This is a genomic window from Streptococcus sp. Marseille-Q4154 (assembly GCF_916700545.1).
Classification (GTDB): Bacteria; Bacillota; Bacilli; order Lactobacillales; family Streptococcaceae; genus Streptococcus; species Streptococcus infantis_I.
This window is the reverse complement of record NZ_CAKAKN010000002.1, coordinates 212998-226172: the sequence shown is the minus strand read 5'-3', so window position 1 is coordinate 226172 and position 13175 is coordinate 212998. Positions and strand designations below refer to the sequence as shown.

13 protein-coding genes are annotated in these 13175 nt (G+C 39.6%); 8 read left to right on the top strand and 5 right to left on the bottom strand.

What is annotated here, in order from left to right; all coding sequences use genetic code 11:
* Positions 1-3 precede the first annotated feature (3 nt).
* The gene (birA, locus tag LG369_RS06280) at positions 4-939 is read right to left on the bottom strand and encodes a bifunctional biotin--[acetyl-CoA-carboxylase] ligase/biotin operon repressor BirA (protein WP_225750632.1); all 936 of its coding nucleotides are present in this window, start codon (positions 937-939) and stop codon (positions 4-6) included.
* Positions 940-1150: 211 nt separating this feature from the next.
* Here birA and LG369_RS06275 point away from each other — a divergent pair, with 211 nt between their 5' ends.
* The gene (locus LG369_RS06275; RefSeq protein ID WP_049494171.1) at positions 1151-2341 is read left to right on the top strand and encodes an O-antigen ligase family protein; all 1191 of its coding nucleotides are present in this window, start codon (positions 1151-1153) and stop codon (positions 2339-2341) included.
* Between the two features lie 42 nt (positions 2342-2383).
* On the opposite strand, the gene LG369_RS06270 is transcribed toward LG369_RS06275, so the two are convergent.
* Positions 2384-2932, bottom strand: coding sequence for an NADPH-dependent FMN reductase (locus LG369_RS06270; protein WP_225750631.1), 549 nt, complete (start codon positions 2930-2932; stop codon positions 2384-2386).
* 268 nt (positions 2933-3200) lie between these two features.
* Here LG369_RS06270 and LG369_RS06265 point away from each other — a divergent pair, with 268 nt between their 5' ends.
* From LG369_RS06265 to LG369_RS06245, 5 genes are all read left to right on the top strand, one after another.
* On the top strand, positions 3201-3689 hold the full coding sequence (locus tag LG369_RS06265; protein ID WP_225750630.1) for a DUF5590 domain-containing protein: 489 nt from the start codon (positions 3201-3203) through the stop codon (positions 3687-3689).
* The gene (locus LG369_RS06260) at positions 3686-4864 is read left to right on the top strand and encodes a pyridoxal phosphate-dependent aminotransferase (RefSeq protein WP_225750629.1); all 1179 of its coding nucleotides are present in this window, start codon (positions 3686-3688) and stop codon (positions 4862-4864) included. The genes LG369_RS06265 and LG369_RS06260 overlap by 4 nt, the downstream gene beginning before the upstream one ends.
* 148 nt (positions 4865-5012) lie before the next feature.
* Positions 5013-6356, top strand: a complete 1344-nt coding sequence (gene asnS / locus LG369_RS06255) for an asparagine--tRNA ligase (protein WP_225750628.1) — start codon at positions 5013-5015, stop codon at positions 6354-6356.
* Positions 6357-6580: 224 nt separating this feature from the next.
* On the top strand, positions 6581-7780 hold the full coding sequence (locus LG369_RS06250) for an MFS transporter (protein ID WP_225750627.1): 1200 nt from the start codon (positions 6581-6583) through the stop codon (positions 7778-7780).
* 67 nt (positions 7781-7847) lie between these two features.
* Positions 7848-8615, top strand: a complete 768-nt coding sequence (locus tag LG369_RS06245; RefSeq protein ID WP_004252154.1) for an epoxyqueuosine reductase QueH — start codon at positions 7848-7850, stop codon at positions 8613-8615.
* 70 nt (positions 8616-8685) lie between these two features.
* On the opposite strand, the gene LG369_RS06240 is transcribed toward LG369_RS06245, so the two are convergent.
* From LG369_RS06240 to LG369_RS06230, 3 genes are all read right to left on the bottom strand, one after another.
* A complete protein-coding gene (locus tag LG369_RS06240; protein WP_004252157.1) occupies positions 8686-9219 on the bottom strand; it encodes a DUF402 domain-containing protein in 534 nt (177 codons plus the stop codon).
* 87 nt (positions 9220-9306) lie between these two features.
* Positions 9307-10083: a recombination regulator RecX gene (gene recX / locus LG369_RS06235; protein WP_225750626.1), complete on the bottom strand. Its 777-nt coding sequence runs from the start codon at positions 10081-10083 to the stop codon at positions 9307-9309.
* A gap of 10 nt (positions 10084-10093) precedes the next feature.
* Positions 10094-10870: an aminoglycoside 3'-phosphotransferase gene (locus LG369_RS06230; RefSeq protein ID WP_225750625.1), complete on the bottom strand. Its 777-nt coding sequence runs from the start codon at positions 10868-10870 to the stop codon at positions 10094-10096.
* Positions 10871-10925: 55 nt separating this feature from the next.
* Between LG369_RS06230 and rlmD the strand changes: the two genes are divergently transcribed.
* Complete coding sequence (rlmD, locus tag LG369_RS06225; RefSeq protein WP_225750624.1) at positions 10926-12293, top strand: 23S rRNA (uracil(1939)-C(5))-methyltransferase RlmD; 1368 nt, start codon at positions 10926-10928, stop codon at positions 12291-12293.
* Positions 12294-12410: 117 nt separating this feature from the next.
* Positions 12411-13169 (top strand): triose-phosphate isomerase, encoded by a 759-nt coding sequence (gene tpiA / locus LG369_RS06220; RefSeq protein WP_225750623.1) that lies wholly within the window; start codon positions 12411-12413, stop codon positions 13167-13169.
* Positions 13170-13175: the final 6 nt, after the last annotated feature.

Below are 13175 nucleotides of genomic sequence, written 5' to 3'. Positions count from 1 at the left end.
TCTTCACCATTTAGTGAGCGAAACTTCGCCACTATTGAGCCAAATTTTTTCACCAGTAGCTAATTGGATCTGTAGTTGGCCCTGGTCAGAGATATCACAAGCTTTTCCTGAGATGATTTCTTGATCTTTCTTGAAGGAAATTTCTTTGCCTAAAACAATTGATTGTTTTTTATAAAGGTAAAGCAGCTCATCGGCCTCAGTTTCGTAGAAGCATTTCCAGATTTCTGCAATCAGCTCGTTGCGAGTGATTGGGCTATTTTGAGAGAAGAGACTTCCAGCTTTTCCTTGTAGTTTTTTGGGAAAATCAGCGATAGAAAAGTTGATACCAACACCAATAATAACATCTGTGACAAGGCCTGTCTCGACAGAAGTGATGGCTTCGGTTAGAATACCGGCTATTTTTTTCTGATTTAGGTATAAATCATTTACCCATTTGATATCTAAATCAATTAGACAAAGGTTTTTAACAGCCTTATAAATTGCGGCTGCAGTCAGGAGTGTATAAGCTGGCAAATCTAGATAAGAGAGATTGGGCTTGAGGTGGAGAGACATGTAAATTCCACCTTGTTCTGGAGAATAGTAGGGGCGTTGAAATCGACCACGTCCCATAGTTTGGCCTGTTGATAGGTAGAGTGTATCTCCTTTGGCACCAGCTTCCATGGCCTCCTTAGCATCACTCTGGGTTGATCTGGTGATAGGTTTAAATTGAACTGAGATTGGGCTGTTAGCTTCTATTTCTTGAGGTAAGATTAGGTCACCGTGAAGAAGTTTGTAGCCACGGTTTTTGATGCTGTCAATTTCTAACCCTTCCTGCTGGAGGCGTTGGATAGCCTTCCAAACAGAGGTGCGAGAGAGGTTTAATATTTCAGCGATTTTCTCTCCGCTTAAATAATCTGTTTCATGAGCTAAGATTTTGTAAACTTCTTGGTAGGATTTCATACTAGGTCCTTTCTGGAACAACTAGATTTATTGTACCATATTTTTAAAAAAGGATGCGCGCTTTGAGAGATATCTTAGCTCGCTATAAAATTTTACCTAGTTTTAGTCAGGATGACATGGACAAAGTGGTTTTCAAATCATTTGAAAAATGGTAAAATGTTTTAATAGTTTATTTATCTGAGCTTTATAGCGCAGAGAGAAAGGATCTGTTGTGAAATCAATAGGTATCATTGAAAAATTGAAAGGCTTATCCAAGCAAGAACTAGTCTTGCTAGCTGTTATTCTAAGTATTTTCTTGCCTTTTTATATTTTTGTTATTATTTTTATCGCCTACTTAATAGGTCTAATATTTACAGGAGAGATGAAGGGGATATTAAAACGATTATCCCACCATTCTATCTTACTTTTATTTATTGGCTATAGTGGTGTTATCTCTCTTTTAGCTCAAAATGTGATGGGGATGGTTTCCACCTTAGGAATGTTCCTCTTTGCAATTTTCTTTTACTATTACCAAGCCCATTTAACCCCTAAGTTTTTCAGATTAATATTGCAATCGGTTATGTCGCTTAGTGTGCTAGCATCAGTTTTTGCAGCTTTAGAGCATTTTCAGATTGTAAAGAAATTTGATTATACTTTCTTATCACCTAAGATGCAGGTCTGGCATCAGAACCGTGCAGAAGTAGCCTTCTTTAATCCTAATTATTATGGGATTATCTGTTGCTTCTGTATTATGATTGGATTTTACCTAATTAGTACGACACGATTGAGATGGTTGAGAATTTTCTCTCTCATTGCAATCTTTGCGAATTTGTTTGGCTTGAATTTCACCCAAAATAGAACAGCTTTTCCAGCCATTATCTTTGGTGCGATTATTTATCTTTTCACTACCATTAAGAACTGGCGTGCCTTCTGGCTCAGTATCGGAGTATTTGGTGTTGGTCTAGCCTTCCTCTTCTCGAGTGATTTGGGAGTTCGAATGGGAACGCTCGATTCGTCTATGGAAGAACGAGTGTCAATTTGGAATGCAGGTATGACCTTATTCAAACAAAACCCCTTCTGGGGTGAGGGGCCCCTAACCTATATGCACTCTTATCCTCGTATTTTTGCTCCTTATCACGAACATGCTCATAGTATATACATTGATACGATATTGAGTTACGGTGTGGTAGGAACGGTATTATTAGGGATTGCTTCTTCAGACCCAATTCGAAAATTAATTGATATGAGTCAGGAGTCGAGCAAGCGTCCAATTGTTGGTCTTTATCTTTCGTTCTTAACAGTAGTTGCTGTGCATGGGATTTTTGATTTGGCCCTCTTTTGGATTCAATCCTCCTTCATTTTCCTTTTAGTAATGTGTAGTTTGCCATTAAAACATAGTATGATTGGAGAATTTGTTGAATAGACAAAAAGATAGTAGAAATGAGATTTTCTACTATCTTTTTTATTATTGAATAGCTTGAAGTAAATCTTCAGCTTGTTTTTCTAGAGAAGCAGCGATACTATCTTCAAGGATTAATTGACCATCTGCCCATGCAGAATCATTAACACGAGCTGCGGTAAAATCACCAACAACCTGTGCACGGATAAATGGCAAGAGGTCTTTGTAAATCGCAAAGAGTTGATCGTGTCCAGCGTTAGCTACAGATGATACTGTAACAATCTTATCTTGAAGAGCAGATGCTCCACGAGTGTCAGATAAGTCAATGGCGCGTGAAAGCCAGTCAAGTAAGTTTTTCACAGTCCCTGGAATTGAGAAGTTGTAGACTGGAGAGAAGATCCAGATAGCATCAGCAGCTTGAACAGCTTCGCGAGCCGCTGCAACAGCTGGAAGTGTAGGAACTTCAAGGTCTTGGATAAAGAGAGGAATGGCTGAGTAGTCAAGGTAACTTACCTCAGCTTTGCCAGCAAGTCCCTTTTCAGCTTCTAGTGCCATTTGGTGGTTGAATGAACCTTCACGAAGTGAACCAACGATAAACAATACTTTTTTAGACATAGGGAGTCTCCTTTAAATTTCAATCTTTTAATCAGAATCACTCTGTTGTTATAATATATGTTACAACACGATAAAATCATTTGCAAGGGATATGCTCAGAAAATAAAATCAATAGAATCTAAGTTTTTAATTAAAAATGAGGACCGTAGAAAAGTCTATAAAAACACGGCTTGAAGTTATGTAATGATATCCTAAAAACGTATTGAAAATCCAGATTCCTCCCCTAACTTCACTTGTAATTCCCTAGGATAGATGGTAAAATAGACGAGTGAAAAAGAGACAGAAAAAAGAAAAAAATTCCCTATTATTTCAGTACATTATTGGTATAATTTTGTTAACTCTAGTCATCACTTCTTCCTTTCTCTACTTGGTATGGCTCAGCATGAAGCCATATCGAACTGCAAAGGTAGAAGGTGAAAGAATCGCTAAGCAGTATGCAAATTTAGAAACGGTTAGCCAGGTTGATATCTTCAATGGTTTAGAAAGCTATTATAGTGTTCTTGGCCAAGATAAGAACCAGAAACCAGTTGCTGTCTTAATAGAGAAAAGTAGCAACAATATTTACGTATATCAACTAGAAAATGGTACTTCTCAAGAAAAAGCAGAAGCAGTTGTCAGAGAAAAAGGAGCAACTGAAATCGACAAGATTACTTTCGGACGATACGCTGAAAAGCCTGTCTGGGAAATCAAGTCCGGAGGAGACTATTATCTGGTAGATTTTGAATCTGGCGCCTTAGTCGAAAAGGAGAAACAATGAAATTATCCAAACGTGTCTTAGAGATGGAAGAAAGCGTTACTCTGGCTAGTGATGCAAGAGCAAAGAAGTTAAAGGCTGAAGGAAAAGACGTTCTTTTCTTGACTTTAGGTCAGCCCGATTTTCATACTCCTGAAAATATTCAGGATGCTGCGGTTGCAGCCATTCGAGATGGTCGCGCGTCTTTCTATACGGTAGCATCAGGTTTGCCTGAGTTAAAAGCAGCCGTCAATACCTATTTTGAACGTTATTATGGTTATTCTGTGGCAGCTAACGAGGTGACTTTTGCGACTGGTGCCAAGTTCTCCCTTTATACTTTCTTTATGGCTGTGATTAATCCAGGTGATGAGGTTATCATTCCAACACCATACTGGGTCAGCTATGGGGATCAGGTTAAGATGGCCGAAGGCCTTCCAGTCTTTGTCCAAGCCAAGGAAGACAATCACTTTAAAGTGACTGTGGAGCAATTAGAAGCAGCTCGAACAGATAAGACTAAAGTCTTGGTACTAAACTCACCATCTAATCCGACTGGGATGATCTATTCTCGTGAGGAATTGTTAGCCATTGGAAATTGGGCAGTTAAGCATGATATTCTTATCCTGGCCGATGATATTTATGGACGTTTGGTCTATAACGGGAATGAGTTCGTTCCAATCTCTAGTCTGTCAGAAGATATTCGCAAACAAACTATTGTCATCAATGGAGTGTCTAAGGCCTACGCTATGACAGGATGGCGTGTTGGTTATGCAGTAGGTGATCCAGAAATTATTGCTGCTATGAGCAAATTGACTGGTCAAACAACTTCAAACCTAACCGCTGTTTCACAATACGCAACAATCGAGGCCTTAACTGGTTCACAAGACTCCGTAGAAACCATGCGTCAGGCTTTCGAGGAACGTCTCAATACCATTTATCCTCTCTTGTGCCAAGTCCCTGGCTTTGAAGTAGTCAAACCGCAAGGAGCTTTCTACCTCTTCCCAAATGTTAAAAAAGCTATGGAGATGAAAGGCTATACAGATGTAACAGCATTTACAACGGCTATTCTTGAGGAAGTGGGTCTGGCCTTGATTACGGGAGCAGGATTTGGAGCACCAGAGAATGTCCGTCTCAGCTATGCGACAGACCTAGATACACTCAAAGAAGCTATTCGTCGCTTGCACCAATTTATGGAAAATTAGGAAGTAAAACCTCTGCCTCATTGGCGGAGGTTTTTGTTGTTAAAACTTATGAATTTCTATCAAACTAGCTAGCTATCAGGCATTATTTGTGGTACAATAGTGGGTAATAATGTCTCTAGACAAGTTAAACAAAAAAGGAAGATAAAACATGACAAAACGTGTAACAATTATCGAAGTAAAAGACTACGTTGGTCAAGAAGTCACTATTGGTGCTTGGGTTGCTAACAAATCAGGAAAAGGGAAAATTGCCTTCTTGCAATTGCGTGACGGAACAGCCTTCTTCCAAGGTGTGGCTTTCAAACCAAACTTTATCGAAAAATTCGGTGAAGAAGTAGGTCTCGAAAAATTTGAAACTATCAAACACTTGAGCCAAGAAACTTCAGTCTTTGTAACAGGGATTGTTAAAGAAGACGAGCGCTCAAAATTTGGTTATGAGTTGGATATTACAGACATCGAAGTCATCGGTGAATCTCAAGACTACCCAATTACTCCAAAAGAACACGGAACAGACTTCTTGATGGATAACCGCCACTTGTGGTTGCGTTCACGCAAACAAGTAGCAGTGATGCAAATCCGTAACGCTATTATCTATGCAACTTATGAGTTCTTTGATAAGAATGGCTTTATGAAATTCGATAGCCCAATCCTTTCAGGAAATGCTGCAGAAGATTCTACAGAACTTTTTGAAACAGACTACTTTGGAACACCAGCTTACTTGAGTCAATCTGGTCAGCTTTATCTTGAAGCAGGTGCTATGGCTCTAGGTCGCGTCTTTGACTTTGGTCCAGTATTCCGTGCAGAGAAATCTAAGACTCGCCGTCACTTGACAGAGTTCTGGATGATGGATGCTGAGTACTCATACTTGACACACGATGAGTCACTTGACTTGCAAGAAGCTTATGTAAAAGCATTGCTTCAAGGTGTTCTTGACCGTGCTCCTCAAGCTTTGGAAACATTGGAACGTGATACAGAGCTCTTGAAACGCTACATTGCTGAGCCATTTAAACGCATTACTTACGATGAAGCCATTGACCTCTTGCAAGAGCATGAAAACGACGAAGATGCAGACTATGAACATCTTGAGCATGGAGATGACTTTGGTTCACCACACGAAACGTGGATTTCAAACCACTTTGGTGTACCAACCTTTGTGATCAACTATCCATCAGACATCAAAGCTTTCTACATGAAACCAGTTCCTGGGAACCCAGATCGCGTACTTTGTGCAGACTTGCTTGCGCCAGAAGGTTACGGAGAAATTATTGGTGGTTCCATGCGTGAGGAAGACTACGATGCGCTTGTCGCTAAGATGGAATCACTTGGAATGGATCTTACAGAGTACGAATTCTACCTTGACCTTCGTAAATATGGTACAGTACCACACGGTGGATTTGGTATCGGTATCGAGCGTATGGTAACCTTCGCAGCTGGAACAAAACACATCCGTGAAGCCATTCCATTCCCACGTATGTTGCACCGTATCAAACCTTAATAACTATAAAAACGCCAGTTGGCGTTTTTATACTCTTCGAAAATCAAATTCAAACTACGTCAGCTTCACCTTGCCGTACTCAAGTACAGCCTGCGGCTAGCTTCCTAGTTTGCTCTTTGATTTTCATTGAGTATTACTTTAAATGAAAGAGGTGGAGAAAATGTAGGCAAATCTAAGTAAGTCTTTTAGAAACAATCATATTACTTATTGAAAGAGAGAAAACAATGTTTAAAAGAACTTACAAACGCAATATTCCACTCCTAGCAGGTCTGGAATTTACATCTTATTTTGGAATCACCAGTTTTTGGATTTTATTTTTCATTCAGAATGGTCTTTCCTTGCTTCAAATCGGTCTATTAGAGAGTATCTTTCATGGGACAAGTCTCTTATGTGAAATCCCATCTGGTATGTTGGCCGATCGATTTAGCTACAAGACCAATCTCTATTTGGCTCGCTTGGCCAGTATTGTATCCTCTATCTTGATTTTGTTTGGTCAGGGGAATTTTTGGATCTATGCTCTTGCCATGATGGTCAGTGCTTGGTCCTATAATTTTGACTCGGGAACCAGCACCGCTTTCTTATATGATTCTGCGGTAGAAGCGGGTCAAAAGGACCGATATCTTCAGATTTCTAGCTTTTTGTCTGGTGTGGCAGAAGTCACCCGAACTCTAGGTACAGTTGTCGCAGGCTTCTTTATTCACGGAGCATTGGCTTGGACCTATCTAATTGCTATTGGATTATCTTTTCTTTCTATAATCTTGATTTATTTTATGAAAGAACCAATGGCTAAGAGAGGAAGAAATGAAGTCTTAACCTTTAAAACGATTGTCCTGCAAGTTCGAAAAGAATGGCAGGAAAAACCAGTACTCTTTTACTGGATGATGACTTATCAGCTAGTCGGGACTCTCATGTGCATGTTTTACTTTTACTATCAGCAGAAAATAAGTGACTTAGTAGGATGGCAGGTATCGCTGGTCATGCTGATTGGTAGTGGCTTAAATCTTATAGCAGTTTATGTAGCTAGTCAAATTGGTAAAAAATGGAATAGCAATCTAGTTTTTCCGACTCTTGTTGCACTAACGGGCTTGTCCCTACTATTGGTGTTTTCTGGAACACCCTTTGCTTTTCTTCTTGTATATCTTTTAACCAATACACTTTATGCAGTTTATCAGCCTATCTATTTCAATGACTTACAAGGTTATTTACCTTCCAGTGTAAGAGCAACTATGCTTAGTATCAATTCCATGCTCTTTAGTCTTTCCATGATTGTCATTTTCCCATTGATAGGTTGGTTGATTGATCGTTGGGGTCTTGTTGCTGTCTTTTTAGTTCTAGGCCTTATCTTACTTTTAATTTATCCTATATTAATAATCAGCCTAAAAAAGATGGGTAAGCTATTAAATCAGGACTTGAAAACTGAATAAAGCACGAAACCCTATTTGCTCAAAGTAGTATCCTGTGGTACAATAACAAGAAGAAAAGGAGAAGAGCATGATTGATGTAGAAGAAATTCTAAGCAAGATGAATCCCAATCAAAAGATCAACTATGACCGTGTCATGCAAAAGATGGTCCAAGTTTGGGAAAAAAATGAAGAAAGACCAACTATTCTCATGCACGTCTGTTGTGCTCCCTGCAGTACCTACACTTTAGAGTACTTGACTAAGTATGCCGATGTGACCATTTATTTTGCTAATTCCAATATCCATCCCAAGGCTGAGTATCATAAGCGTGCTTATGTGACCCAAAAGTTTGTCAGTGATTTTAATGAGCGAACTGGCAACAATGTCCAATATCTAGAAGCACCTTATGAACCCAATGAGTACCGTAAACTGGTTCGAGGTTTGGAAGAAGAACCTGAAGGTGGTGATCGTTGCAAGGTTTGTTTTGACTATCGTTTGGATAAGACAGCGCAGGTGGCTATGGACTTAGGATTTGATTACTTTGGTTCGGCCCTAACTATCAGTCCCCATAAAAATTCACAAACCATCAATAGTATCGGGATCGATGTGCAGAAAATTTACACCACTCATTATCTTCCGAGTGATTTTAAGAAAAATCAGGGTTACAAACGTTCTGTAGAGATGTGTGAAGAGTACGATATCTATCGTCAATGTTACTGTGGCTGTGTCTATGCCGCTCAAGCACAGAATATTGACTTGGTACAGGTCAAGAAGGATGCAACAGCCTTTATGGTAGATAAGGATATCGAGAAAGATTACTCCCATATCAAGTTCACTGTTACAAAATTAGACATTTAAAGGAAAACCTGCCTTAAGGCAGGTTTTTTGATTTTAAAAAAACTAGGGCAGACACCCTAGTTTGACAACTTTACCGATTCTTTAGTTCTACGTAGCGTTTGTACCAAATGTTGACATAGGCTTCTGAGAAGGGGCCTCGTTCATTGTTGATCCAATCAACAAGAATTTTAACATGCTCTTTCAAAATATAGTCTAAATCATCAGGATAATTCATCTTGCGCTTGTGGCGCTCATACTCTTCAACGTCCAAGAGGCGTTTTTCGCCATCTGTAAAAACTTTAACATCTAAATCATAGTCGATGTATTTTAAAGCTTCTTCGTCTAGATAATAAGGGCTAGCCATATTGCAATAGTAGGAAATCCCATTATCACGAATCATGGCAATGATATTAAACCAATATTTTTTGTGAAAGTAAACAATAGCCGGTTCTCGAGTTACCCAACGACGACCGTCACTTTCGGTAACAAGTGTGTGGTCGTTGACGCCGATAATAGCGTTCTCTGTTGTTTTTAGTACCATGGTGTCTCGCCAAGTACGGTGAAGACTCCCATCATGCTTATAACTTTGAATTGTAATAAAGTCGCCTTCTTTTGGAAGTTTCATAACTAACCAACTTTCTACAATTTATAAGTTTATCGTTTACTATTGTATCACATTTTTGTTTAAAGTTCTTAGTTTTTCATGAAAAAATTAAAGATATTCTCTGAGAGCGCTGGCTATATCCGAAAAATCGTAGCCTTTTCGTGCTAAAACTTGGGTCAAACGCTGCTTGAGTTCGTATCCTTCATACTTACGCGAATATTTTCGATATTGCTTTTCCAACTCTTTAAAGATTAGTTCCTGAACAGTTTCCTCTTCTACCTGGCTATCCAGTTGGTCAAAGGCTGTTTTAGCTTCCGAGTAGGAAAACCCTTTGTTGGTAAGATTTTGGATTATCTTATCTTGTAGAGCGCGAGCAGGCAATTTACCCTGATATTTTTTCAGTAGTTTTTCGGCTGTACGCTCCGCGACTTCCGTCAGATCAAATTCTTGTAAGACGTCTTGGATAAGGGTCTTAGCAACTCCTTTTTGAGAAATCTTTTGTATCAGCATGTAGCTTCCCTTGTCACCAGATAGCTGATTGGAATTGATGATTGCATAGGCATACTGACGGTCATTGATCCAGTTGTCATCCTTGAGGGCTTGGATGACTTGTGGTATGATTTTCTCATCAATCTCATGTTTAACTAAATAGCCTCTGACCTCTTTTTCAGTGCGAGCTTTAAAGGATAAGTGATAGAGTGCCAAGTTTTTTCCGTAGGAAAATTGTGCAAAGGTCTGAATTTCTGCAAACTCTTGAGGACTAATTTCCTTATCCTTGGTCAACATAAAGCGAACAATGGTATCCTCGGTAATGTAGCAAGTTTGGTCGCTATCAAGTTCTAGCAGATAGAGACGTTTTTTCTTTTCTAGTTTTGTGATTTTCATGGTTTTCCTTTTATCCAAACGCTTCAAAGGCAGCAACGAGTCGAAGTTTATGTACATCGACCTGTTCTCTCCCATAATAGTCAAGAAATAGTTCAGCGTATTTAGGGTCATGTAGGTTATAGTTGAGGGACCAAATTGCCCAAAAGAGATCGATATGTCGGTCACTGAAATCAGCTAAGCCAAGGTCAATAAAGCAAGAGAAGTGGTCAGCATCTTTTAGAATAAAGTTCGGTAGACAGGCATCCCCGTGAATAAAGGCATCTGTCTTTAAAAGGTGCCCTTGTTCTCGAATGAGCTGGAAGGCCTCTTCGCGGCTGCTAATCCGGAATTGGGGTAGGAGCGCCTTAGCATAGAACTCACCTTTTTCATAGTTTTTAAAGGTTCTGTCTTTATAGGCCTGTAAATGATTTTCTGATGGAAAATTTTGCGGATAAAAGCTGTGAAGTTTTTTAAGAGCCTCTGCCATGGTTCGGCAAATTTTTTCTGGCTGATCTAAAAAAGCGAGAGCATCATGGCCAATAGCCTCTTTCGTCAGAAGGTAGTCTTTATCTGTAGATAGATAGTGGATGACTGGAGTTCCTATTCCCTCTTGTTCAAACAAGCTTGCAATTCTAGCTTCTCGCTCTAATCTCCCCTTTTGATCAATTTTCAAATAGTAACCTGAATCAAGATAGAGAACCCTTGCGCCTGAATGAGAAGAGCTGTCAGAAAGAGTTGCTCCCTCTATATAAGTTCGTAATTGCTCAGGAAAATCCAATGAGGAAAAATGAGATATCTTTGTATTCATGGTTTTATTGTAACATATTCTTAAACATTGAGAAACTACGTGGTATAATAGACTTATGAGTCTTAAAGTCAAACAAAAAATTCCATTAAAAATCAAGCGTATGGGGATTAACGGGGAAGGTATCGGATTTTTCCAGAAAACCCTTGTTTTTGTACCTGGAGCCCTCAAGGGAGAAGATATCTATTGTCAGGTGACTTCCGTTAAGCGTAACTACGTTGAGGCTAAACTACTTGAGGTTAATAAAAAATCTAAGTTTAGAGTGGTACCAGACTGCACCATTTATAATGAGTGTGGTGGCTGTCAAATCATGCACCTGCACTATGACAAGCAGCTGGAGTTCAAGACGGATCTTCTCCATCAAGCTCTGAAAAAATTTGCACCTGCAGGCTATGAAAACTTTGAGATTAGACCAACAATTGGTATGCAGGAACCCAAGTATTATCGAGCTAAACTACAATTCCAAACTCGAAAGTTTAAGGGTCAAGTCAAGGCAGGATTATATGCTCAAAATTCCCATTATTTGGTCGAGTTAAAAGACTGCCTAGTCCAAGACAAGGAAACGCAAGCTATTGCTAATCGCATTGCTGAACTCTTGACCTATCATCAAATTCCGATTACAGATGAACGGAAAATCCTTGGAGTTCGAACCATCATGGTTCGTCGAGCACGGAAAACTGGGCAAGTTCAGATTATCATTGTGACCAATCGTCAATTAAATCTGACTCAATTTGTGAAAGATTTAGTCAAGGATTATCCTGAAGTAGTGACTGTCGCAGTCAATACCAATACCGCTAAAACTAGTGAGATTTATGGGGACAAGACAGAGATTATTTGGGGACAGGATAGTATTCGTGAGGGTGTATTAGACTATGAGTTTTCTCTCTCACCACGAGCTTTTTACCAACTCAATCCTGAACAGACTGAAATCCTCTATAGTGAAGCCGTTAAGGCCTTGGACGTAAATGAGAATGACCATCTGATTGATGCCTATTGTGGTGTTGGTACTATTGGCTTTGCCTTTGCCAAAAAAGTTAAAAGTCTGAGGGGGATGGATATTATTCCAGAAGCTATTGAGGATGCCAAAGAAAATGCCAAGCGCATGGGTTATACCAATACTCACTATGAGGCTGGAACTGCAGAAGAAATCATCCCTCGTTGGTACAAGGAAGGCTATCGTGCCGATGCCTTGATTGTGGACCCGCCTCGTACCGGTTTAGATGACAAACTCTTAGATACCATCGTTAAATACGCTCCTGAAAAGATGGTCTACATTTCCTGCAATGTATCTACCCTGGCGCGTGATTTAGTCCGCTTGGTTGAAGTCTATGACCTGCATTATATCCAGTCGGTTGATATGTTTCCACACACTGCGCGGACGGAAGCAGTGGTTAAATTGACCAGGAAAAAGCTAGACTCTAAATAGAAATGACGACTGGAAAGTATTTGAAAAGAAGACTTCTAGTTACAGAGTAAGATTTGCAAGCTCCCTCTATTTATGATAAAATAAGTAGAAAATAAAATGAAAAAAGAGGTATGTGAAATGTCACGTAAACCATTTATCGCTGGTAACTGGAAAATGAACAAAAACCCAGAAGAAGCAAAAGCATTCGTTGAAGCTGTAGCATCAAAACTTCCTTCATCAGACCTTGTTGAAGCTGGGATTGCTGTACCTGCTCTTGACTTGACAACTGTTCTTGCTGCTGCTAAAGGTTCAAACCTTAAAGTTGCTGCTCAAAACTGCTACTTTGAAAATGCAGGTGCTTTCACAGGTGAAACTAGCCCACAAGTTTTGAAAGAAATCGGTACTGACTATGTTGTGATCGGTCACTCAGAGCGTCGTGACTACTTCCACGAAACAGATGAAGACATCAACAAAAAAGCAAAAGCAATCTTTGCTAACGGTATGCTTCCAATCATCTGTTGTGGTGAGTCACTTGAAACTTACGAAGCAGGAAAAGCTGCTGAATTCGTAGGTGCTCAAGTTTCAGCTGCTCTTGCAGAATTGACTGCAGAACAAGTAGCTTCATCAGTTATCGCTTATGAGCCAATCTGGGCTATCGGTACTGGTAAATCAGCTTCACAAGACGACGCACAAAAAATGTGTAAAGTTGTTCGTGACGTTGTAGCAGCTGACTTTGGTCAAGAAGTAGCTGATAAAGTACGTGTTCAATACGGTGGTTCAGTTAAACCTGAAAACGTTGCAGAATACATGGCTTGTCCAGACGTTGACGGAGCTCTTGTTGGTGGTGCATCACTTGATCCAGAAAGCTTCTTAGCATTACTTGACTTTGTAAAATAAGCTTCA